General features: G+C 69.8%; 20 protein-coding genes and 3 tRNA genes. 12 read left to right on the top strand and 11 right to left on the bottom strand.

Annotation, left to right across the window (positions count from 1 at the left end):
• The first annotated feature begins 254 nt into the window (after positions 1–254).
• On the top strand, positions 255–1,631 hold the full coding sequence (locus tag AC0VYP_RS08315; protein ID WP_475473317.1) for a GntP family permease: 1,377 nt from the start codon (positions 255–257) through the stop codon (positions 1,629–1,631).
• On the opposite strand, the gene AC0VYP_RS08310 is transcribed toward AC0VYP_RS08315, so the two are convergent.
• Positions 1,628–2,329 carry a FadR/GntR family transcriptional regulator gene (locus tag AC0VYP_RS08310; protein ID WP_285760527.1) on the bottom strand — a complete coding sequence of 234 codons (702 nt, stop codon included), beginning with the start codon at positions 2,327–2,329 and terminating at the stop codon, positions 1,628–1,630. The genes AC0VYP_RS08315 and AC0VYP_RS08310 overlap by 4 nt on opposite strands.
• 80 nt (positions 2,330–2,409) lie before the next feature.
• Here AC0VYP_RS08310 and AC0VYP_RS08305 point away from each other — a divergent pair, with 80 nt between their 5' ends.
• Entirely contained in the window at positions 2,410–2,919 is a 510-nt protein-coding gene (locus AC0VYP_RS08305; RefSeq protein ID WP_285760528.1) for a gluconokinase, read from the top strand.
• A 43-nt stretch (positions 2,920–2,962) separates the two neighbouring features.
• Here AC0VYP_RS08305 and AC0VYP_RS08300 read toward each other — a convergent pair whose 3' ends face one another.
• Positions 2,963–3,514: a TetR/AcrR family transcriptional regulator gene (locus AC0VYP_RS08300; RefSeq protein ID WP_285760529.1), complete on the bottom strand. Its 552-nt coding sequence runs from the start codon at positions 3,512–3,514 to the stop codon at positions 2,963–2,965.
• 142 nt (positions 3,515–3,656) lie between these two features.
• Here AC0VYP_RS08300 and AC0VYP_RS08295 point away from each other — a divergent pair, with 142 nt between their 5' ends.
• Both AC0VYP_RS08295 and AC0VYP_RS08290 read left to right on the top strand, forming a co-directional pair.
• On the top strand, positions 3,657–5,237 hold the full coding sequence (locus AC0VYP_RS08295; RefSeq protein ID WP_285760530.1) for an MFS transporter: 1,581 nt from the start codon (positions 3,657–3,659) through the stop codon (positions 5,235–5,237).
• 60 nt (positions 5,238–5,297) lie between these two features.
• A complete protein-coding gene (locus AC0VYP_RS08290; RefSeq protein ID WP_285760531.1) occupies positions 5,298–5,762 on the top strand; it encodes a hypothetical protein in 465 nt (154 codons plus the stop codon).
• 18 nt (positions 5,763–5,780) lie between these two features.
• On the opposite strand, the gene AC0VYP_RS08285 is transcribed toward AC0VYP_RS08290, so the two are convergent.
• A complete protein-coding gene (locus AC0VYP_RS08285) occupies positions 5,781–6,482 on the bottom strand; it encodes a GntR family transcriptional regulator (RefSeq protein WP_285760532.1) in 702 nt (233 codons plus the stop codon).
• Positions 6,483–6,562: 80 nt separating this feature from the next.
• The gene (locus AC0VYP_RS08280; RefSeq protein ID WP_475474197.1) at positions 6,563–7,729 is read right to left on the bottom strand and encodes a molybdopterin molybdotransferase MoeA; all 1,167 of its coding nucleotides are present in this window, start codon (positions 7,727–7,729) and stop codon (positions 6,563–6,565) included.
• 248 nt (positions 7,730–7,977) lie between these two features.
• On the opposite strand from AC0VYP_RS08280, the gene AC0VYP_RS08275 reads away from it, so the two are divergent.
• From AC0VYP_RS08275 to AC0VYP_RS08265, 3 genes are all read left to right on the top strand, one after another.
• Positions 7,978–8,049: transfer RNA gene (locus AC0VYP_RS08275), tRNA-Gly, on the top strand.
• A gap of 42 nt (positions 8,050–8,091) precedes the next feature.
• A tRNA-Cys gene (locus AC0VYP_RS08270) sits at positions 8,092–8,162 on the top strand.
• 16 nt (positions 8,163–8,178) lie between these two features.
• A tRNA-Val gene (locus tag AC0VYP_RS08265) sits at positions 8,179–8,253 on the top strand.
• 134 nt (positions 8,254–8,387) lie between these two features.
• On the opposite strand, the gene AC0VYP_RS08260 is transcribed toward AC0VYP_RS08265, so the two are convergent.
• Together AC0VYP_RS08260 and AC0VYP_RS08255 are read right to left on the bottom strand one after the other, a co-directional pair.
• Positions 8,388–9,155, bottom strand: coding sequence for a siderophore-interacting protein (locus AC0VYP_RS08260; RefSeq protein ID WP_475473314.1), 768 nt, complete (start codon positions 9,153–9,155; stop codon positions 8,388–8,390).
• Between the two features lie 80 nt (positions 9,156–9,235).
• Positions 9,236–10,459: an FAD-dependent monooxygenase gene (locus AC0VYP_RS08255; protein ID WP_475473312.1), complete on the bottom strand. Its 1,224-nt coding sequence runs from the start codon at positions 10,457–10,459 to the stop codon at positions 9,236–9,238.
• Positions 10,460–10,598: 139 nt separating this feature from the next.
• Between AC0VYP_RS08255 and AC0VYP_RS08250 the strand changes: the two genes are divergently transcribed.
• On the top strand, positions 10,599–11,294 hold the full coding sequence (locus tag AC0VYP_RS08250; protein WP_475473311.1) for a TetR/AcrR family transcriptional regulator: 696 nt from the start codon (positions 10,599–10,601) through the stop codon (positions 11,292–11,294).
• A 614-nt stretch (positions 11,295–11,908) separates the two neighbouring features.
• Here the strand turns inward: AC0VYP_RS08250 and AC0VYP_RS08245 are convergent.
• Entirely contained in the window at positions 11,909–12,244 is a 336-nt protein-coding gene (locus tag AC0VYP_RS08245; protein WP_475473309.1) for a hypothetical protein, read from the bottom strand.
• Between the two features lie 585 nt (positions 12,245–12,829).
• On the opposite strand from AC0VYP_RS08245, the gene AC0VYP_RS08240 reads away from it, so the two are divergent.
• The 4 genes from AC0VYP_RS08240 to AC0VYP_RS08225 all read left to right on the top strand — a co-directional run bounded on the left by AC0VYP_RS08240 (position 12,830) and on the right by AC0VYP_RS08225 (position 18,095).
• A complete protein-coding gene (locus AC0VYP_RS08240; RefSeq protein ID WP_475473308.1) occupies positions 12,830–14,299 on the top strand; it encodes an MFS transporter in 1,470 nt (489 codons plus the stop codon).
• A gap of 250 nt (positions 14,300–14,549) precedes the next feature.
• Positions 14,550–15,785, top strand: coding sequence for a DUF418 domain-containing protein (locus tag AC0VYP_RS08235; protein WP_475473306.1), 1,236 nt, complete (start codon positions 14,550–14,552; stop codon positions 15,783–15,785).
• Between the two features lie 127 nt (positions 15,786–15,912).
• On the top strand, positions 15,913–16,890 hold the full coding sequence (locus AC0VYP_RS08230) for an ArsR/SmtB family transcription factor (RefSeq protein ID WP_285760536.1): 978 nt from the start codon (positions 15,913–15,915) through the stop codon (positions 16,888–16,890).
• 140 nt (positions 16,891–17,030) lie between these two features.
• Positions 17,031–18,095: a sulfite oxidase gene (locus AC0VYP_RS08225; protein ID WP_475473305.1), complete on the top strand. Its 1,065-nt coding sequence runs from the start codon at positions 17,031–17,033 to the stop codon at positions 18,093–18,095.
• A gap of 222 nt (positions 18,096–18,317) precedes the next feature.
• On the opposite strand, the gene AC0VYP_RS08220 is transcribed toward AC0VYP_RS08225, so the two are convergent.
• From AC0VYP_RS08220 to AC0VYP_RS08205, 4 genes are all read right to left on the bottom strand, one after another.
• Positions 18,318–19,967: an amidohydrolase gene (locus tag AC0VYP_RS08220; RefSeq protein ID WP_475473303.1), complete on the bottom strand. Its 1,650-nt coding sequence runs from the start codon at positions 19,965–19,967 to the stop codon at positions 18,318–18,320.
• Positions 19,964–21,040 (bottom strand): ABC transporter ATP-binding protein, encoded by a 1,077-nt coding sequence (locus AC0VYP_RS08215; RefSeq protein WP_475473301.1) that lies wholly within the window; start codon positions 21,038–21,040, stop codon positions 19,964–19,966. Before AC0VYP_RS08215 ends, AC0VYP_RS08220 begins: the two co-directional genes overlap by 4 nt.
• Before the next feature lie 74 nt (positions 21,041–21,114).
• A complete protein-coding gene (locus AC0VYP_RS08210; RefSeq protein ID WP_285760540.1) occupies positions 21,115–21,918 on the bottom strand; it encodes an ABC transporter permease in 804 nt (267 codons plus the stop codon).
• Complete coding sequence (locus tag AC0VYP_RS08205) at positions 21,915–22,808, bottom strand: ABC transporter permease (protein WP_285760541.1); 894 nt, start codon at positions 22,806–22,808, stop codon at positions 21,915–21,917. Before AC0VYP_RS08205 ends, AC0VYP_RS08210 begins: the two co-directional genes overlap by 4 nt.
• Positions 22,809–22,830: the final 22 nt, after the last annotated feature.

Below are 22,830 nucleotides of genomic sequence, written 5' to 3'. Positions count from 1 at the left end.
GCCCCTTCGCGTTCGCGTCTTGGGCGGGTGGGGTGTGCACGCAGGTCGCAACGACCGGGACGGGTCCGATCGGAGCGCGCGACTGTGTTCTGGGGCACACGAACTGCACGACCGTCCGGCCGGCGTCACATTTCCACACAACCCTTCTCACCAATTCCCATTAATGGTGTTACCATTCCGGCAATGTGATCCGCGGCATGGCGCCGCCCCCGTCCCACCACCTCCCACCTGCCTTTTCCCACCGGAGGCCCACCATGGAAGCGATCGAGCCCGCCTACGGGACCGTTCCACTGCTGCTGATCGCGCTCGGCGCCGTCGGCGTGCTGCTGTTCTTGATCATGAAGTTGAGGATGCACGCCTTCGTGGCACTGGTGCTGGTCAGCCTGCTGACCGCCCTGGCCACCAGGATCCCACTGGTCAACGTCATGCCGACCCTGCTGGGCGGCTTCGGCAGCACCCTGGCCAGCGTCGCCCTGCTGGTCGGGCTCGGTGTGATGATCGGGCGGATGCTGGAAGTCACCGGCGGTGCCGCCGTGCTGGCCAACACGTTGATCTCCACGTTCGGGGAGAAACGCGCCCCGATGGCGCTGGGCGTGGCCTGTCTGCTGTTCGGCTTCCCGATCTTCTTCGACGCCGGCCTGGTCGTCATGCTGCCGATCGTCTTCAGCGTCGCCCGACGCGTGGGCGGGTCGGTACTGCTCTACGCGCTGCCCGCAGCGGGCGCCTTCGCGGTGATGCACGCGTTCGTGCCCCCGCACCCCGGCCCGGTGGCCGCCGCCGACCTGATCGGCGCCGACATGGGACTGACCCTGCTGGTCGGCACCCTCCTGGGCATCCCCACCTGGTACATCGCCTCCTACCTGTTCTCCCGCTACGCCGGCAAGCGCTGGGAGATCCCGGTTCCCGAGGACTTCACCGCCGACGGCGAGCTCGCCTACGAGAACCCGCCCCGCTTCGCCTCCGTCGTGGGCATCCTGGTGCTGCCGCTGATCCTGATCTTCGCCAACACCGGCACCAACACCCTGGTCACCTCCGGAGCGCTCGACGGTGACAACCCGGTGGTCCAGGCGCTGCTGCTCATCGGCCAGACCCCCGTTGCCCTGCTGATCACGGCACTGGTCAGCATGTTCGTGCTGACCTGGGGCCGTCTGAGCCGCGACCGGGTCGAGGAGCTGGCCAACGGCGCGCTGGGCCCGGTCTGCTCCATCATCCTGATCACCGGCGCGGGCGGGATGTTCGGCGGCGTGCTGCGCGCCAGCGGCATCGGCGACGCGCTGTCCTCCAGCCTGGAGGCCACCGGGCTGCCGGTGATCGTGGCGGCCTTCGTGATCGCCACCTGCCTGCGGGTGGCCCAGGGGTCGGCGACGGTGGCCCTGACCACCGCCGCGGCGCTGATCGCTCCGGCGGTGGCCGAGACCTCGGGACTGTCCTCCGTCAACCTGGCGCTGATCGTGATCGCGATCGCCTGTGGTTCGACCGTGCTCAGCCACGTCAACGACTCCGGTTTCTGGCTGGTCGGACGCTTCCTCAACATGGACGTCAAGACCACCCTCAAGACGTGGACGGTCATGGAGACCCTGATCGGCGTGGTCGGCTTCACCTTCGCGCTGCTCCTGAGCCTGGTGTTCTAGCCGAGCTCCTCCAGCGCCTCGACGACCTCGTCAACGATGGCGCGCATGGCGGCCTCCGCCACCGCGGGGAGGCCGTCGCGCACGGCGGCCGCCACGTGGGTGTGCAGCCGCAGCGCCTCCGGGCGGGGGTGGTGGGGCATGAGGTCGTAGGCGGTACGCCCTGCCAGTACCTCGGCCACCACCCCCGACAGGCCGGCGAACATCTCGTTGCCCGACAACCGAAGGACCAGCCGGTGGAACTGGATGTCCAGGTCGAGGAACGCCTCGAGGTCGCCCGCGGCACCGGTGGCGAGCATGGCCTCGTTGATCTCGACCAGGCGCCGGCGCTCCTCCTCGGGGGCGCGCCGGGCAGCGGCAGCCGCGGCCTGGGGTTCCACGGCCGCGCGCAGTTCGGTCAGCGAGCGCAGTTGGTGGGTGCGGGCCGAGCCGGCCAGGCGCCAGCGGATGAGCTGGGGGTCGAAGACGCTCCACTCGTCCTGGGGACGCACGCGCACCCCCAGTCGCGGACGGCTGTACACCAGGTGCATCGACTCCAACACCCGCACCGCCTCGCGGGCAACGGTGCGCGAGACGCCGTACTCGCGTTCCAACCGCTCCAGGGTGAACACGTGACCGGGGGCGAACTCGCCGGCGGCGATCGCCGGGCCCAGGGCCGCCAGGACGCGATTGTGCAGCGTTCGGTGGTCCGCGTCGGTCATCGGTCTCCCTCGTGCTTGATGAAGGCGCAGCAATCATGCGCCGCAATTCGTATCACTATTAAAGAACGAGAGTCCGTCACATGCACTTCGTCTTCATGGGTGTGTCCGGCAGCGGCAAGAGCACCGTTGCGCTTCGGGTCTCCGAGCGCCTGGGGCTGCCCTACGCCGAGGCCGACGCCTTCCACCCGGCCGCCAACATCGCCAAGATGTCCAGCGGGGTCGCGCTGACCGACAACGACCGGCGCCCCTGGCTGGAGTCGCTGGCCGCCTGGATCGGCGAGCACGACCGTGCCGGGGCCACCACGATCATGGCCTGCTCGGCGCTCAAGCACTCCTACCGCGACATCCTGCGCAGCAAAGCGCCCGGCGTGGCCTTCATCCACCTGGACGGCACCACGGAACTGATCGGGGAGCGGCTGCGCGCCCGCGCCGACCACTTCATGCCCCCCGGCCTACTGGCCTCGCAGGCGGCCACCCTGGAACCACTGGGCACCGACGAGGCCGGGTGGGTCCTGGACATCGCGTGCTCCCCCGAGGAACTGGTCGAGGAGTCCGTGCGGCTGATCCGCGAGCGGGGCGACGCAGGCTGAGCAGGACGGATACCGACACGGCCGTGCTCGGACCCCGGCCGGATCAGGACACCGAGCGGGCGGCGTCGGCCTGGGCCACGAGACGTTCGATCATCTGCTCGATCACCTCGGGGTCGGGCTGGGGCAGACCCGCGATGGCGGTGAGGTAGAGGCCGTCGCCCACCAGCCGGATGGTCTCGGCCAGGACCGGATCGTCGATCTCCTCGCGCAGCAGGGTGGACCACTGCGCGAACAGGTTGTGGATGAGGTCGCGCGCCTCGTCGGGGAGGTCCTCCTTGCTGCGCAGGGAGGCGATGACCGACCAGTAGAGCGCGGCCTCCTCCGACGACCCCGGCAGCGAGGTACGCAGGCAGGCGCGCACGACACCGCCCGGTTGCGCCACACACTCGCGGAACTCCTCCTCGGCACGGTCGCTCATGCGCCGGACCAGCCCGATCATCATGGCCGCCTTGGACGGGAAGTGGTAGAGCAGGCCGCCCTTGGAGACTCCCGCGGCGGCGGCGACGCTCTCCAGCGTGGCTGCGGAGGTCCCGCCCTCGATCAGGACGTCCTGGAGCGCATCCAGGATGCGGTCGCGCGTTGTCGAAGAACTCACGGTTGCCACTTTACCGTCCAGACGGTAATTTACCGTCCAGACGGTACTGTACCGTCTGGACGGTTGAGAGCGCGATTAGTCCCATGACCGGACAACCTCTCACTCGACCGACACACCGATCACGAGCAGAAACCGAGCGACCATGAGTTCCGCCGCCGCCCACCCCCGGACGCCCGCGAGCGGGGGCCCGCCCACCGCCGGACCGCGGGCGTGGGCAGCACTGGCCGTCCTGACCCTTCCGGTCCTGCTGATCTCCGTGGACATGACCGTGCTCGGTTTCGCCGTGCCCTTCCTCAGCGAGGAACTGCGCCCCTCGGGCACCCAGCTGCTGTGGATCATCGACATCTACGCGTTCATGCTGGCCGGGCTCCTGGTCACGATGGGCACCCTCGGCGACCGCATCGGGCGGCGCCGACTGCTGATGATCGGCTCGGCCGGATTCGGTCTGGCCTCGTTGCTGGCGGCCTACTCCCCCAGTTCCGAGGTGCTCATCGCCGCGCGCGCCCTTCTGGGCCTGGCCGGGGCCACCCTGATGCCCTCAACCCTGTCGCTGCTGCGCAACATCTTCCTCGACCCGCGCCAGCGCCTGATGGCCATCGCGGTGTGGGGCACGATGTTCTCCGGCGGCGCCGCGCTGGGCCCGATCCTGGGCGGCTGGCTGCTGGAGCACTTCCACTGGGGCTCGGTCTTCCTGATCAACCTGCCGGTGATGGCGCTGATCCTGGTCCTCACCCCGATTCTGGTGCCGGAGTTCCGCGACCCCGCACCCGGCCGCTACGACCTGCCCAGTGCGGCCTTGTCACTGCTGGCCATCCTGCCGGTCGTCTACGGCGTCAAGAAGATCGCGGCCAACGGCCCCACCCTGCTGGCACTCGCCTCCATCGCGCTGGGCCTGACGCTGGGCTGGGTGTTCGTCCGCCGCCAGCTGAGCCTGGAGTCGCCGATGCTGGACATGCGGCTGTTCGCCATCCGCACGTTCAGCGTCAGCATCGCCACCAACCTCATGGTGGTCTTCGCGATGGTCTCCTCCCTGTTCTTCCTCACCCAGTACATCCAGCTGGTCCTGGGCATCACCCCGCTCAAGGCCGGCCTGCTGCTCCTGCCCGGGCTGACCCTGGCCGTAGTGGGACACCTGGTGGCAGTGGTGCTCGCCCGCCGGTTGACCCTGGGCACCATGATCGTGATGGGCCTGTCGTTGACCGCCACCGGTTTCCTCGCCCTCACCCAGCTGCCCCTGGAGGGCGGCACCGTCCTGGTCATGGGCGCCTTCGCCCTGGTGGGCTTCGGAGTGGGCATTTCCGAGACCCTGACCAACGACGCCATCATCACCGCCGCTCCCCCCGAGCGCGCCGGCGCCGCCTCCGCGGTGTCGGAGACCGCCTACGAACTGGGCGGAGCGCTGGGCGTGGCGGTCCTCGGCAGCCTGCTGACGGGTGTGTACCGCCTGGAGCTCGCGGCGGTACCGGGGGTGGACGCCGCATCCATGGACGGGGCCCGCGAGACACTGGGGGCCGCCGCTGTCATCTCCGAGGAGATCGGCGGCCCTGTCGGCGAGAACCTGTTGGCCACCGCCCAGATCGCCTTCACCGACGGCATCCACGCCACCAGCCTGGTGGGCGGGCTCATCGTCGCCTACGCCGCGCTCCAGGCCGGACTGCTGCTGCGCGGCTCGACCAAGCACGGCGCGGTCTCCCCCGAGCCCCGGCGCACCCCGGACGCATAATGCCAGACGCTCTGCCCGCGGCACGCGGTTAACGCCCGTGCCAGCGGGCAGAGCGCGGGCATGAACCTCAGCCGCTACGTGCGCGACCACTACCTGGACGACACCCCCGCCACGACCGCGTTGCGGCTGCTGCCCCGCGCGCTGGGGGTGTTCACCATGGGGTACGCGCTCTACGTCATCGCCAGCCCCGAGGCCATGACCGTGCCCACAGCGCTCTCGGGGCAGGTCGCCGACCCCGAGGTCGCGACCCTGACCCGGGCGGTGCTCGCCCGGGACCTCGCGTGCGGCGCGGCGATGCTGCTGGTCCCCTCCGGCGCGGCGCTCTACACCGCGATCGGTATCCGGGTCGCCTCCGACCTGGGCGACGCGATCGGCTTCGGCCTGACCCTGCCCACCCAGGACGCCCGTACCTCCTCGGTGCTGGTGGCCGGGGTGTTCGGCGCGGTCTGCGCGTTGAGCGCCCTGGGCGCCTACGGACCCCGGCGCCGCCGCGACCGGGCCGGGGTGCGGGCCTCGAAGAAGTAGCGCCGCGCCTCCCGGGGCTCACACCCGGGACGAACCGTCCTGGGCGGCGCGGGCGTGGTAGGCCAGGCGGGTCGTCTCGGTGTGCTCGCGCATCAGCCGGCCCGCATCATCCTCGCGGCCCTCGGCGATGGCCGCGATGATCGCGGCGTGCTCGTCCCAGGCGCCGCTCCCCCGCTGGACCGCCACCAGCGCGTGGTACCAGCGCACCCGGCGCGCGACCTGACCGGTGAGTTCGGCCAGGACCGTGTTGCCCGACAGCTCGGTGACACAGCGGTGCAGCTCGGCATTGGCCTCGACCAGTTCCTGGGGCCCGCCGCCCCCTTCGAGAACCGCCACCCCCGACCGGTACACCGCGCGCAACCGCTCCAGGCCCTCGGCGGTGGCGCTGCGGGCCGCGAGGCGCGCCGACTCCGTCTCCAAGAGTCCGCGCACCGCCAGGAGCTGCTCGGCCTCGCTCTCGGTGGGCTGGTGCACGAACGCGCCGTAACCGGGGCGCAGGTCCACCCAGCCCTCGTTGGCCAACCGTTGCAGGGCCTCGCGCACGGGCTGACGCGAGACACCGAGCATCGACGCCAGTTCGCTCTCGACCAGATGCCGCCCCGGCGGCAGTCCGCGCTGGGTGATCAGCTCGAGCAGCGCCTCGTGCACGCTCTCGCGCAACGGTGCGGGGTGGCGCACCTGCTTGGCGAGCAGTCCCTTGGGGAGCGGGGTCGAGGGCACTGGGGCTCCGTACTTTCCGTTCTGGGCGGGACGTGGGCGTTGGCGCGATTGTACTCAGTGGGGGCCTCGGGCCCCGGGGCTCAGCGCGGCAGCCACATCAGCCGCGCGTCGGGGCCGCGCCAGTCCGGCGGGATGACGGCGAAGGCATCGGCCAGGGCCGCGCCGCGCAGCACCGCGGGCCCGTCGTGGCCCACCGGCCGGGCCCGCCCCTGCTCGACACGGACCGCGACCAGGCGGGTGTCGCGCTCGTGCGGGCGGACGTCGCCCTCGACGAGGCAGCCCGCGGCCAGGCCGGGGTCGGCCGGGGGACGGTCGGCCAGCGCGCGCAGGAGCGGCACGAGGAGGGTGAGCGCGGCGACGAGCGCGGCGTTGGGGTTCCCGGGCAGTCCCACGACCAGTGTCCCCGGCTCGGAGGGGGGACCCAGGTGGCCCAGGAGCTGGGGGTGTCCGGGCCGACAGCGCACACCGTTGACCACGACGGAGGCGCCCAGTTCGGCCAATGCTCCACGCAGGTGGTCGGCCGGCCCCGCCGAGGAGGCCCCGCACACCACGACGACCGAGGCGCCGGCCGCACCGCCGAGGGCCGAGACCATCGCGGCGAAACCGTCACCGATGCGCTCGCGCGAGGCGAGCGTTCCCCCGCCCCAGCGCACCAGTCCTTCGAGCATCGGGCCGATGGCGTCGCGGACCGCGCCCACGGCCGGGACGCCGTCGTTGACGAGCTCGTCGCCGCTGACGAAGGCCGCGACCCTGGGCCGGCGCACCGCGAGGTCGTCGTGGGCGAGACTCGCGGCCAGGCCCAGGACGGCGGGGGTCACGGTCTGCCCCGCCGGCAGCACGACGGAGCCCTCGGCGAGCTCTTCGCCCCGCCAGCGGACATGGCGGCCGGATTCGATCGCACCGTGCAGCGAGGCGTCGCGCACCTCGGAACGCTCATAGGGCAGTACCGCGGTGGTGCCGGTGGGCACGCGCGCACCGGTGGCGATCTCGGCCGCCTCGCCGGGACGGAGGTCGATGTCGGAGGGGCGTCCGGCGAGGATTTGGCCGCGCAGCGCCCAGGGGCCGGGACCGCAGACGGCGTATCCGTCCATTGCCGAGGCGTCGAACGGGGGCAGGGGGATGCGGGCGATCAGATCGTCGGCCAGGGCCGCGTCCAGCGCAGCGGCCAACGGCTCGCGCACCGCGGGCACCGGTCCGCTGCGGGCGCCCAGTTCTCGCGCGGCGCGCCGCGCGGCCGCCCAGGGCATGGCCGCGTCGGCGGCGCGCCCGGTGCCGCCGCGTCGGCCGGTCTCCCCATGTACTCGCACACCTCCCTGTATATCTCGACATCTCAACGGTTCGGGCGCACCTCCCCGGTGGGACCGTCGGGACGGCGGCGACACCGTCGGCCGAGGTCGATGGCGAACCGGATTTGCCGTCTGGCCAGTTTCCGCTACAGTTCTTAATGCAGCGAGGCGCTGGAACCGGCTCCAACCGGGTCCGGTCCCCACGGCACGCGGACGTGGCTCAGTGGTAGAGCATCACCTTGCCAAGGTGAGGGTCGCGGGTTCGAATCCCGTCGTCCGCTCGGAATCGGCGAAGAGGGCCCACCCTCTCCGTCTGGTCCTCCGGTGGAGTGGCCGAGAGGCGAGGCAGCGGCCTGCAAAGCCGTCCACACGGGTTCAAATCCCGTCTCCACCTCCGAGTTGACAAGCTCGGGCGATTAGCTCAGTGGGAGAGCACTACCTTGACACGGTAGGGGTCACTGGTTCAATCCCAGTATCGCCCACCAGCGAAAAAGCAGGTCAGAGATTTTCTCTGGCCTGCTTTTCCTTTTTCGTCCCTCTCCGTCACACCAGGTGACGCTGAGAGGTTCCTTGCCCCGGACAAAAAGATCAAAGCGACGTGTCGATTACCGACAAGCCCTCAGAGGCTCGCGCGGCCGTGCTTCCAGTAGCCGAGGAAGCGTACCTCCGACTTCTGCATCCCGCGCTCGTTGACGAGAAATCGGCGAGCGGCGGTCGCGAGACCGCTCTCGCCTGCGATAAACGCCCTTGCGGGGTTTTGCGCAGGCAATGGCGCCGAAGTGAGCGTCCGCAGAGCGAGCCTGCCGGGCACGGCTCGGTCGTCCTCCCGCGGCAACCAGTGCACCTTGATCCCGTCGGGTACCGTGACGTTTCGGATATCGGATGCGTGCGGGACCTCGACGAACACGTGCGCGCTCATGTCGGCGGGCGCGCCGTCCAGGATTGCGAGTATCGCAGGAAGCGCGCTCTCGTCTCCGGCGAGCAGTTGCCAGCCGTCCAGGGACTGCGGCAGGAACGTGGCGCCTTCGTCGAAGATCCCGACCTGTTCACCTGGTTCCGCTCGGAGCGCCCACCCGGAGGCGGGCGCGGCGTCGCCGTGCACGACGAACTCGATGTCCATCTCCAGTGTCTCTGGCCGGAATGCACGCACGGTGTAGAAGCGGGTGTACGGCCTGGCCGCGCTCGACATGAGCGCGTAACCGCGCATCCATCCGCCCTTGCGCTGCGTGGGAAGGCGCAACGAGCTCTGGCCGCTCCTACGGAAGAAAAGCCGCAGCATCTGATCCCCGCCGAACGGATGGAACTGCGCGAGTTCGGGGCCCCCGATGGTGACCTTCACCATGCTCGGGGTCACTCGTTCGGTGCTGAGCACCGAGGCGTGGAGCACGTGGCGGTTCTTCTCGACATACCGGAGTGGTCTGCGGCCTTTTCCCTGGGCCGAGGACCCTTCCGGCCTCAGCTCGCTCATCAGGCTGCGGCGATGTCGGTCGAGCGCGGATCGTTGGGCTTATCCACGAACACCCTACGGGCGATCTGCTTGCCCCACGGGGTTCCGAACACGCTCTGGAGTACCGTGCGGCTCAGCTTGTCTCGTCGGGTCTGCGGCACGAACATCGTGATGTCCTTGCGTCCGAGTTTCTGGAGACGGTCCACGAAGGGCCGCATACGCCCCTCCCATTCACGAAGCGCCCGGGGGACGTTTCCGGGGTTGCGCTGTAGCGCGGAGCCGAGGTAGTCGGCGCCGGCAAGCGCCGAAGACGCACCCATGGCCGAGAACAGTGTCAAGCACCATGCGGAATCACCCACGAGCACGGTGCGGTCGGTGTGCCATCGCGGCATCACCACCTGATGAGTGGAGTCGAACAGGAAATCGTCAGATGCCTCGAACTGGTCCAGGACGTCGGTGAGCACGGGACCGAGCCGGGCCGGTCCGAACGCTCGACGCAGTGCGTCGACAGGACGGCCCCGGAACTCCGCGGCCTCGTCGTTCGTCCGGTAGCTCATCATGACGCCCGGCGGGTGGCCGACAAACGGGAATACCCACAGAGCGCGGCCCGGCTCGGCGAGCACCAACCCGTCGGATGCGGTGTACCCGGCGACGGGAGCCTGAAGGATGGAGGCCGCAGCGATGTGGTTCATCGAGGACAGATAGTCCTCGTCCGGCCCGTAGCGCAGGCGCCGCACGGTCGAACGCACACCATCGGCACCCACGACCAGATCGAAACGCTCGGTCGTCTCACTGACCTCGCCGTCCGCAGTCGTCGTCTGGATCGTGACCTCGACACCGGCGGAATCCTCAACGATCTCCACCGGGGTGGAGCCGAATCGCTGTTCGCTCACCGAGCCGGCTACCTCGTACAGCGCGGCCTCGACATCCCCGCGCAGAATCAACCGCGGGGAGCCCGGGATGTCGCTGAACCCGAGACCCGGCCGCTTCGCACCGCTTCGGGAAACGTCGTAGACCTTGCCTTCCGGGTGGGTCCGGTCTCCGATGGCGTCGAGAATGCCGAGCCGTTGCGCGGCAGCCGCCCCCGTGGGGAACAACCCGATGAAGTACCCGCCCGCCCGTCGTTGCTGCGATCTCTCCAGCAACACCGTGGACCATCCGATTTCGTGCAGACGGAGCGCGGTCGTCAGACCCGCTATACCCATGCCGACCACAAGGGCACGCGGTCCGTTTTTCTGTTCCATGCTCGTCTCCGCTCGTGTCTCGGCCGCCCCAGCACAGAATCGCGCAGGCTTCGGTCGCCGATGCATGGAATTATTGACCGAACTGGTCATTTGAGTCAAGAATTTTCTCGTACTATCGACGCGAGGAGAGGAGCCCGAGATGGCACGCACCGCAGAAGACCGCGCCGAGGTGATCATGGCCGCGGCGAGACAGCAGTTCCAGGAACACGGTCCTGACGCGACGACCATGGACGCCATCGCCTCGCAGGCAGGAGTCGGCAAGGGCACGGTGTTCCTGTACTGGCCCTCCAAGGCACGATTGCGCCAGGCGGTGATCCGGCTCGAGACCGCACGCATGCTCGCCGATCTATCGGATGAACTGCGTGGCGGCACGGTCGCGCTGACGTTGAGTGCGATCCTCAGCCGGGAGATCAGCGCAACAGTGGCCAACCCGACCATGGCCTCGCGACTCCTGAGCTTGGAGGACACGAGCATCGACGAATTTCCCCGCAACACCGTGCATCAGCTCGTCTCAAGCATGCAGCGACACGGCCTGGTCCATGACGTTGACATCGATGAGACAGTGACTGCGCTCGAGATTCTCGCCACCGGCACCCTGTCGGCCGCCTTTGCCGATCCGACCCGGGTTCCGGTCCTCATCGCGTCGATCCAAAGGCTCCTCGGCGCCGCGTACGACCGAATCCCACCAAGCCCCCAAGCGGCCGACGACGCACTTGACGAAGCCGTGGGGATGATCGAGGCCGGCATCGACCGCCTCGTTGCCGCCGCGGCACCCGATCACCCGACAGCCGCTGTCTTTCATCCTCGGGGACGCACTGTCCCGCTCGGTGTCTAGGTAGCTGGGCGGCCCTCTCCCTCAACGTGGGGCGCGACCTGTTCCTCAGTGCCCGCGGCCCGACCCCTGTCGCGATCGGTCAGCGGCTCGGGGTGACTACTGCCGACGGGGCGATGCGGGTTGTGTCCAGCACGAGCCGCAGGCCGCGGTGGTCGGTGCCCGTGGCCTTCAAGTGCTCAAACTCGACCACGGCCGGAACCAGCCCCTCGGTCGGCCACGCCTGGTCCACCCACCGCGTGCACGTCCCAGCCCGTGGTCGGCGGGCTCTGCCGTTTCGTGACCTGCACCTTCCCCTTTTTTCGCGGCCTCGCCGGCATGCTGGTGGGCGCGCACGACAGCAGTGGTCTTCGTTGGCGGTTCCCCGAGCCGTCGAGACACGAGACCTCGGCGCTCGGCCGGTCAGGTTCGGTCTCGGCCGGCCCTGTGTCCACAGCAGCCTCCTGCGGGTCTCACCTTGAGATCAGGATCGCTCACCAGAACCGTCTGTGGATGGGATTCGCTGCCAATGGGCCGACTTTCATTGCCAACGGACAGTTCGCCCTCGTTCAGTGGATCGACTCTCTTGTCGGAGCACGTCCGGGGCGAGCGCCTCTCGGACGCGCACCGCTCCCGGGTCAGTCCTCATCCCAGGCTTCCGCATCCTGTTTTCGCTCCGCGTAGACCATGCCGACGCAAAAGAGGACACCCATGGAAACGATCGCGAGGCCCGCCACCAGCACCACCGGTTGGAACTGCGCGTCCCGGTCCTGTTTCTCCCGCATCGCGTCCAGGTCGTAGCGTCCGACGAGGCCATCCCGTGAGGAGACGTACTCGCAGACGTCCTCGCCGGTCATGAACTCCCCGTCGCAGGTCGCCACCTCTTTCGGGGTGGAGGGCAGGCTGCTGAGGACCAGGTACAGCCCCGCCCCCAGCATCAAGAGGAAAACGAACCAGACCTCGAACGTCCTCACGACTCCACGTCCTTCGACTCGGGGAATCCCGGCACGACACCCCGGGTGTCCGTTGACGACGACGTCGGTCCGGGACAGGTGCAACGGCATCGGCGGACCTGATCAAGTGGCATCACGCGCCGTCGGCTGACCCCGAACGCAGCCCCTGACCGTGCCGTAGGGGATGGCGGCCTCGCGTTCGTCCGCCACGCTCGCCCCAGGCCCAACGCGGCCCCGGACAACCATAAACAGCAGAAATCAGCCGTCTTTCGCCAAGATGTGCGCACTGGGCTTGCGGGTCGCTGACCGGACATTCACCGATCCGCTCCCGTCCACCCAGTCATTTTCGTCAATTTCTTTCATCCTTCCCTCTTGCCGCAGCGTTTACCGCTGACTTCCCCCCCTCCCCCCGATGGCCGAAAACGGCCACGAAACCGACGGTGGACCCGCCTTTCTTTATCCAGGAAACCACCGAACCGACTACTGTGCGCGACGACCCTTCTGGCGGATGCCAACCGCCCGCACCCCCGCAACGGACTTTCCCCTACAGCGATCGACGAGGCCACGAAAGAACGCAGTCCCCGCCTTCCGGCACGGCTACCCTCCGTGAAGAATGCGTTCCGCAACTCTTTCCCCTTTGGTAATTTTTCACAAAATGCACCACCTTGCCGCACTCTCCCTCCGCAATTAGAATCGCGGCGCTTTCATCCGGAAACCCTTCGTTTACACAAAAATCCGAGAATTAACCTGCACCGAGTACAAGAGCCGAGGAAACCTCGGCTTGGAGGGGCGATTTCCATCGAGGACACATCCCGGCCGCGACTCGGAAAACCCTTCTCGGTCTTTCAAGGAGTCCTGGTCTTCTCCGGACTCGCAGACGGCGTCTACCGCGTGGCACTTCCCCTGCTCGCCCTCTCCCTCACCCGCTCCCCCGAGGCGATCGGCCTGATCGTCGCCGCGTCCTGGCTTCCGTGGCTGGTCGTCGCGCTTCCCGCCGGAGCGCTCACCGACCGGTCGGCACCGCTGCTGGTGATGCGATACGCGATCATCGTCCGGGCGTCACTGATCCTCGGCCTCGGCGGGCTGGCTTTCCTCGGGCTGCTGCCCCTGTGGGGGTTCGCGGTGGGCGCCCTGGTCCTCGGCACCGCCGGCGTGTTCAGCGACCTCTCGGCCCAGGCGATGGTTCCCCGCCTGGTGGAGGCGCCGAACCTGGTACGCGCGAACGGCCGCACGCAGTCGATCCAGATCACCACCGTCCAACTGGTGGGGCCCGCTGTGGCCGGCTACTTCGTACTGCTGGGCATCTCCGGGAGTTTCGGACTTCTGGGGGCGGTCTACCTCCTCGGCCTGGTCGCCCTGCTGTCCGTCCGGTCGGACCGGGGGCCGGAACCGGGATCGCACCGCCCCGGTATCCGTCAGCTGGGCGCCGCGGTGGCGGTCTCCGTCTCGGACATCCGCGAAGGGATGGGCTATTTCGTCCGGCGGCCCGACATCCTCTCGCTGGCGGCCCTGGCGGCCGCGGCCAACTTCGCCCTGACCGCGATGATGACGGTGATCCCCCTCTGGGGCACGGGCCCCCTGGGGCTGACGCCGGCAGCCTACGGACTGGTCGTCTCGGCCGGCGCTTTCGGCGGCATCACCGCCGGAATGCTGACGCACCGGGTGATGGCCGTCATCGGGGAGCGGACGGTCTTCCGGCTGTGCCTGCCCCTGCTGGCCGGCTGCGTGCTGCTGTTGACCGTGCGGCACGTCGGGGCCCTGGTCGCCGGGCTCGCTCTCTACGGAATGGTGATCATGTTCTGGAACGTCGCCAGCATCACCTACCGCCAGCGCACCGTCCCCGCTGAGATGTTCTCCCGGATCAACGCCGCCTACCGCTGGATCACCTGGGGGGTCATGCCGTTCGCGGCGCTCGCCGCGGGAGTGACCGCGGGCGCTCTGGGCGTCCCGGCGGTCTTCCTGGGCCTCTGCGTCCTGCTGCTCTCGGTGGGGGCATTGGTCGGGGCACGATTGCGGACCGTGGACCGCGCCGAGACGCTTCACCACGACCACTCCGGCGGCAGCAGCACGGCGTGAAACGGGCCGGCCCTCCTTCCTGGCGGGCCAACCGCCACCGCGGCCACCGACTGGGAGCAGGCGTCCCCCTCTCCGAGCACATCACCGAATTCCTCCTGCGACCGCCCTTGGCCTGACCACCGCACCGACGTACATCCAAAGTGCCAGGCGGGTTCGGCTGCGCGCAGGAGGTGTCGCGCCCCCTGTCGTGCCCAGACTAAAACCAGTCGCGACGCCGCAGTGGCCGTCGCACGGCCGATCAGGGGACAGCATGGATCCGACCACGGCCCGTCGGGCGAGGGCTCCCGTGGAGCGTTCCGGCGGGGAGGCACGCAAGCGGCTTCCGCTGCTGGACGTGCTGCGCGGGGTGGCGATCCTGGGCACGCTGGCGACCAACGTGTGGATCTTCGCCTCGCCCGGGGCCGAGGCGGGACCACTGTTCGATCCCGACGCGTTCTCGCCGGTGGCCGGCGTGTCAGCCGATCCCTCGGTGGGCACGGTGCTGGCCGAGACCTTCCGGTTCGCGGCCAACGGCAAGTTCCTGGCGATGCTCGCCCTGCTCTTCGGGGTGGGCCTGGCCATCCAGTACCGCTCCGCGACCTCGCGGGGCCGGCGTTGGCCGGGCTCCTACCCCCGCCGGGCGCTGTTCCTGTTCGTCGAGGGCGCGGTGCACTTCACCCTGGTGTTCGCCTGGGACGTGCTCATGGGGTACGCGGTGACCGCGCTGCTGGTGGCGTGGCTGCTGGCGCGTACCGAACGTGTGCAAAAGGCCGCGCTGTGGACGGCAGCGGTTCTGCACGGGGCAATGACCGCGCTGGCCACCGGCGCCCTGGTCCTCGTGGAGCAGGCCGCGCCGGCCGGAAACGGGGCCGGGGGCGCCCCCGCCGATGTGGTCGCCCTCTACGCAGAGGGCTCCTATGCGGAGCAGATCGCGTTCCGACTGGACAACGTACTGCTGCTGCGGGTGGAACCCGTCGTCTCCTTCCCGCTGTTGGTGCTCCTGTTCCTGGTGGGCGTCCTGCTCTTGCGAGCCGGCGCGTTCGGCGACGACACCACCGGTCGGCGCATCCGCGCCCGGCTGATGGCGTGGGGCCTGGGCGTGGGGCTGCCGTTGAACGTGGCCACCACCCTGGCCGGACCGTCGTTCTTCTTCGCCGACCGCTACCTGGCCGCGCCACTGTTCGCACTGGGACTCATCGGACTCATCGGCTGGGGCGCGGACCGGGTCCGATCCGACGGACCGCTGGTCACCGGCCTGTCGTCGCTGGGCCGCACCGCGATGAGCGGGTACGTGCTCCAGAACGTGCTGTGCGTGCTGGCCTGCTACGGCATCGGCCTGGGGCTGGCCGAGCGCTTGGAGGGCACCGGGCCGTGGTGGGTGTTCGGACTGTGGGCAACGGTCTGCGCGGTCCTGCTCGTGGGATCCACCCTGTGGCTGCGCCGCTTCTCCCAGGGGCCGCTGGAGGCCCTGCAGAAGTGGACGTCGAACCGGCTCCCGCAGCGTTGAACCGCTCGGGCCGCTCCCTGTCCGTTCACGACGGCCGACGTGCCCGACACGCCGGCCGTCCTCGTTGTTTGCCGAGCGGCTTTTAACAGCTCCCGCTTATTGAAGACGTGGTTTATATAATGGGTGAATGCACGCGTTCGACGTCCTGGGCGACCCGATCCGCCGCCGCATCCTCGAACTGCTGACGTCGGGCGAGACGACATCGGGGCTGCTCACCGAGGCCGTGCGCGCAGAGTTCGGGGTCACCCAGCCCGCTGTCTCGCAGCACCTTCGGGTCCTCCGCGACACCGGGTTCGCGAACGTACGCCCCGAGGGCACCCGACGGCTCTACACGATCCGTGGAGAGCGCATGGCCGAGGTTGACGAGTGGGTGCAGCGCTTCCGCCCCTTCTGGGAAAAGCGTCCCGACGGACTCGTGTCACCGCACCCACCGCAAGACCGCGAACGGCACCGGACGACGCGCGACACGAGAGCGAGCGACATGACCGATCATCAGCGGACCCAGCGCACACTGGAGGCGACAACCCTTCGCGGCGCCCCCGCCAGGGCCGTCGTCCTGCGCCGCGAGTTCCCCGAGCCGATCAGTGGAGTGTGGGACGCGTGCACCTCCTCCGAACGGCTCGGGCGCTGGGTGGGGCCGGTCTCCGGCGACTTCACCGTCGGCGGGCGCTACCAACTCGAAGGCAACGCCGGCGGAATCGTGGAGGTCTGCGAGAAACCCAACCGGCTCAGGGTGACCTGGGAGTTCGACGATGCCTTCTCCGTCGTGGAGGTACACCTGAGCGAGACCGACCTCGACCGTACGGCCTTCGAGCTCGCACATGTCTGTGCCGCGGTCGACGACGACCACTGGATCACGTACGGCCCCGGCGCCGCCGGTGTGGGCTGGGACATCATGCTCATCGCCCTGGAGCACCACCTGGGCACGGGCACCGCGGACTTCGACGGGGCGGCCTGGACGGCCAGTGCCCAGGGGCGTGCCTCCATCGCGGCCGCGAGCAGCGGCTGGGCCCGGGCCCACATCGCCGACGGTGCGCCCGCCGACGTCGCGCGCACCGCGGGCGAGCGCACGCGGGCGTTCTACACCGGAGACGACGGGAGCTGATCCCGCGCCCGGCCGGGAGCAACTGCCCACGGCCGGGCCCGGGCGGCCCGGCCACAGCAGTCACCGCAGATGGGCAGGGGTACCACCAGGCCCCACTGGGTAGCCGCCTCCCCATGGGACCATGGGGCAAAAGAGACGACATGGTGGTACACGAGCGGGACCCGTACAACGCGGAACCGCCCAGGAGCGCGCTGGCGGGCGGGCCGCTCACGCCCGCGGACACCTTCTACAGCCGCAACCACGGCCCCGTTCCCGAAATCGACGCGGCATCGTGGCGGCTGGCACTGGACGGCCTGGTCCAACGGCCGTTGCTGCTGTCGCTGGCCGAACTGCGCGAGCGCTTCCAGGAGCACACGGTGGCGGCGACCCTCCAGTGCGCGGGCAACCAGCGGTCCGGCTTCACCGAGATACGCGACATCCCCGGGGAGGACCCGTGGGGCCCGTGCGCCACGTTGACCGCCCGATGGACGGGAGTGCGCCTGCTTGACCTCCTGACCGCGGCCGGGCTGAAGGCCGGCGCAGAGCACATCGCCTTCGCCGCCCCCGACGTCTCCCAGTTGGCCGATCCGCCCCAGCCCTACGGCGCGTCGGTGCCCGTCGCCAAGGCCGTCCACGGCGAAGTGCTCCTGGCCTGGACGATGAACGGGGCTCCCCTGCCGCGCGTCCACGGCGCTCCGCTGCGCGTGGTCGTGCCCGGCTGGATCGGTGCGCGCAGCGTCAAATGGCTCCAGCGGATCACCGCGCAGCGCAAACCCTCCGGCAACTACTTCCAGGCCACGGCGTACCGGCTGCTGCCCGCCGACGCCGACCCGGCCGCGGTCGGAGCCCACGAAGGCATTTCTCTCGGTCCTGTCGCACTCAACTGCGCGATCCTGCGCCCCGACGGCACGGTACGCCGGATCGCGGGGCCCGCCGAGATCGTCGGCTACGCCTTCGCCGGCGACGACCGCACCGTGGCGCGGGTCAACGTCTCCGTGAACGGTGGGCGCACCTGGTCCCAGGCCGGCGTGGACGCCCCGATCGGCCCCTGGACCTGGCAGTACTGGCGCACCACCCTCGACCTTCCCGAAGGGGAGGTCGAGATCACCGCTCGCGCCTGGGACTCCACCGGCGCCGCCCAACCGGAATCGGCGGCGCACCTGTGGAACCCCAAGGGGTACGCGAACAACTCCTGGGCGCGGTTGCGGCTGAACTGCAGCAGGTGACAGCTCCTCGTTCCCGGGATGGACCGCTCCGGGAACGAGAACGCGGCACCCGCCGCGTCGCCCCCTGAACGACCCCCGTCCACTGCGCCCGCCCCCGCCCCTTGCCGGCGACGCATGCGTCGGTCCAGGGGCAGGAAGGCTCGTCGTCCTTCCGACGCGCGAACGCGGTGCCCGCCGGGTCTCCCTTGTCCGGGCCCCGGCGGGCCGCGCGGCCGTGGGCTCTCACCCGGCCTCGAACACCGTCCGTCCGGCCACCCGGGTCTGGCGCACCCGTGACCGGTGGATGTCGGCCGGCGGCCCGGCGAAGGGGTTGCGGTCCAGCACCGCGAAGTCCGCGGTCTTGCCCACCTCGATCGAGCCGTGCGTGTTCGCCAGTCCGCTGACGAACGCGCTGCCCATGGTGAAGGCGCGCAGCGCCTGGGCCAGGGTGATGCGCTGCTCCGGGAAGAACACCCCTTGTTCCGGCGTCCACGCGGTGTTCACCGGCACCGGCGTCCGGTTGACCGCCACATGGATCTGATGCACCGGGTCGGGGGTGGAGACCGGCCAGTCGCTGCCCATCGCCAGCACCGCCCCGTGCCGCACGAAGTCACCGAAGGGGTACTGCCATCCCACACGGTGCTCCGCGAAGAACGGAATGGTGAGGTCGGTCATCTGCGGTTCGTAGCGGGCCCACAGCGGCTGGGCGTTGACCGCGACCCGAAGCGCCCTGAACCGCGGGAGGTCATCAGGGTGCACCACCTGGACGTGGGCGATGTGGTGGTAGCGCCCGGTGTCGCCGTTGGCCGACCGCGCCGCGGCCACCGCGTCCAGTCCCTGGCGCACGGCCGCGTCGCCCACCGCGTGGAAGTGCACCTGCAGGCCGGCGGCGTCCATGGCGACCACGTAGCGCTCCAGGTCGTCCTGGGCGAAGAAGCGCGTGCCCAGGTCGGCGGATGCGGCTGACCCCACGTAGGGATCCAGCATGGCCGCGGTGAAGTTCTCGCACACCCCGTCGAGCATGACCTTGACCGAGTCGAAGCGCGACAGCCCCCGGCGCGCGGCCTCGGCCCGACGCTCCGTCAGGCCCGCCAACTGGTCCAGGCCGGCGTGGCGGTCCCACCACATGGCGCCCACCACCGTGGCGCTGAGCTCTCCGCGCGCCACGAGGTCGGCGTACACGCCGAAGTCGCGTTCGTGCACCTTGGCGTCCTGCCACGCCGTCACGCCCAACGAGTGCAGGTACTCCTGCCCCGCCAGCAGTCCTGCGCGCAACTCGTCGGGGGACAGGTCGGGCAGGACCCGCTCCACCAGGGTCATCGCGCCCTCCTGCAGGGCGCCGCACGGGCTGCCGTCGGCACGGCGTTCGATGCGTCCGTCCACCGGATCGGGCGTGGCGGCGTCGATGCCGGCCAGTTCCATGGCCCGGGAGTTCACCCACAGTGTGTGATGGTCACGGTTGTAGAAGGCCATGGGGCGCGTGGCGTCGATGGCGTCGAGGTCGGCCGCGTCGGGCACCCCGCCGGGGAACGCGTCGAAGGACCAGCCGCCCCCGCGCACCCAGCCCGCTCCAGGGCGGGTGCGCGTGTACTCCGCGATCGTCTCCAGGCAGTCGTGACGCGTACGGGCCCCGGACAGGTCGCAGCGCAACCGCTCCAGGCCGCCGTTGAGCGGGTGCACGTGGGAGTTGACGAATCCGGGCACGACCGCCCCCGCGTCGTCCACCTCCACGACCTCGGTTCCCGGCCCCACCAGGTCGGCGACGTCGGCCACACCGCCCACGGCGGCGATCCGCCCGTCGCGGACCGCGAACGCCGAGGCCCACGAGCCCGCCGCGTCACAGGTGTAAACGGGGCCGCGCACCACCAGATCGGCGGCGGTCGTCGATGTCATCGCGTCTCCTGATCGTCGGGCACGATCCGTGCCGTGTCGGGGGTGAAACCGAATCTGACCTTCTCCCCGACCGCGCCGGGAAGTCCGGGGGCCGTGGCCGGGAGCAGGCAGCTGACCACCCCCGATGTGTCCGCATCGGAGTAGGCGAGCTTGAGCTGGACGGAGTCGCCCAGGAACAGCCGGTCGGTCACCTCCCCCTCCAGTGCCCAGGCGTCGTCGGGCGGGTCGAGGACCACGCACACCGGTCGGACCGCGGCCGTGACGGGAGAGCCGAGCGGGTCCACGGGGCAGGTCGTGTCGAGGGTCCGACCGCCGATCTCCACCCGGGCACGGCCCTCGACGCGATCGACGACCCGGGCCGGCACCAGGTTCGCCCCGGAGAAGAACCCGGCCGCGTACGCCGTCGGGGGGCGCAGGTACAGCTCTTCCACCGGTGCGCAGGCCGCCATCCGGCCGTCGCGCATCAGCACCACCCGATCGGCCAGGGTCATCGCCTCCTCCCGGTCGTGGGTGACGTAGAGGATGGTGGTGGCGAACTCCCGGTGCACCCGGTGGATCTCCTCCACCAGGTCCTGTTTGAGCGCCTTGTCCAGCGCCCCCAGCGGCTCGTCCATGAGCATGATGCGCGGCGAATAGGCCAGCGCCCGAGCGATCGCCACGCGCTGCTGCTGACCGCCGGAGAGCTGGCGCGGCAGCCGGTCGCCCAAGGCGCTGAGCCGCATGCGCTCCAGCATCTCCGCGACGCGCTCGGCGCGCTCGCGTTTGGGCCACTTGCGCATGCGCAGCCCGTACTCCACGTTGCGGGCCACGCTCAGGTGCGGAAACAGTGCGTAGTTCTGCACGACCATGCCGATCTCGCGGTCGGCGGGACTCAGGCTGGACACGTCCTGCCCGTGCAGCAGGATGCGGCCCCGGCTCGGGCCCTCGAAGCCCGCCACCATCTTCAGCAGGGTGCTCTTGCCCGACCCGCTGGCCCCCAGGATGGCGATGAGCTCTCCGTGCTCCACGGCCAGATCCACCCCGGCGACCGCGGTCTCGGGACCGTAGCTCTTGCCCAGGCCGATCAGTTCCACGGCGTGTCAACCTGCCGGGGGCGCGGTCGGGGGCCCGGCGGTGGATGCCTGCTGCGGGCGCTCCTCGATGGTGTTCAACGGCGTGCTCCTCGCGTCAGGGCCAACGGCAGTGCCACGGCCACGGACGAAATCAAGACGATGCTGGCGGAGATGGCGGTGATAACGGGGTCGCTGCCGAACTGCACGGAGTCGAAGATGGCCTTGGGCAGCGTCACCAGCCCCGGACCGCCCAGGAAGTTGACGAACACCGCTTCTTCGAAGCTGGTCTGGAAGGCCATCACGAACCCCCCGGCCAGCGCTGGCGTGACCAGGCGCAGGGTGATGCCGCCCCAGGCCCGTGCTCGGCTCGCGCCCAACGTGATCGCGGTCAGTTCCAGGTCGGGCGGCACCCCGCGCATCGAGGCGCTGCCCACCAGGATGATGAAGGGCAGGGCCAGGACCGCGTGGGCCAGCGCAAGGCCCAGGAAACTGCCCAGCAGCCCCAGTTGGGAGAACACCGAGTACATGGCCACCGAGTAGGCCGACATCGGGATCAGCAGGCTCACGATCCCGGCCTGCTCCAGCCACGAGCGCAGCGGCAGCCGGGTGCGGTGGATGGCCAGCAGCGCACCGACGCCCAGGACGAAGGCGATGGTCGCGCTGGTCAGGGCCAGCCGCACCGACAGCCACAGCGCGGTCAGCCACTTGGTGCTGGCGGCCAGGTCCAGGTAGCGCTGCACCCCCCAGGACTGCGGCGGGAACTGGATGGCGGCGTCGTTGGAGAAGGACAACAGCACCGTGAGCACCACCGGCGCCAGGACCAGGACGACGATCGTGCCGGTGATCACGGCACCGCAGGCCGCGAACAGCTTCTCGCCGGCGCGTCGGGGGGCGCTCACAGCATCCTCCGCAGGGTTTTCCCTCCGGCCAGCGCCAGGATCGTGGCCACCACGACGAACGCGATGACCAGGAGGATCGCCGCGGAGGCCGCCGCGCCGGGGAAGTCGTAGAGGGAGAAGACCTGCTGGTTGATCACGGTGGCCATGAACGGGGTCTGCAGACCGCCGAGCATGATGGGGGTGACGTAGAAACCGATCGACAGCAGGAAGATCAGGGCCAGTGCCACCAGTACCCCGCCGCGCACCAGCGGCGCGACCACGGTGGCCAGTACCTGTGCCCTGCCTGCGCCCAGGACCGCGGCCGAGGACAGCAGGCTCCGGTCCACCTGGACGAACACCGAGTACAGCGCCAGCACCGCGTAGGGCAGCAGGGAGTAGGAGATCCCGTAGACCACCGCGAACTTGGTGTAGAGCAGGCTCAGCGGGCTGTCCACGACCCCCAGCCCCATCAGCAGCGCGTTGAGGGGACCGTTGGCTGCCAACAGCAGGTAGATCGCATAGTTCTTGATGATCATGCCCATCCAGAACGGCACCAGGGCCGTGGTCCACAGCAGCACCCGCACCCAGCGGCGGGCGGTGGTGTGCAGTGTCCAGGCGATGACCGCGCCCAGTGCCACGGTCACGACCGCCACCAGCGCACTGTCGGTGAGGGTCGTGGCCAGGGCCCGACGACTCACCGGGTTGGTGAACACGTCCGTGTAGCGCTGGACGGGCACACCACCCGATGAGGCGTCAACGAACACCTGGACCAGGGGGAAGGCGACGAACAGCACGATCGCCACCAGCATCGGGGCTGCCAGGAGCAGTCCGGTGACCGGCCCCGCCTCCGGCCGCCATGGGCGGGCGCGGACCCGCCCTTTCGCCGGCCGCACCGTCTCAACCGTCGCCATCGGTCTCCCTTTCCGTGTCCGT

The organism is Nocardiopsis sp. iso_186 (genome assembly GCF_056173365.1).
The sequence above is the reverse complement of the archived record's forward strand: the minus strand, read 5'-3'. Positions and strand labels throughout refer to the sequence as shown.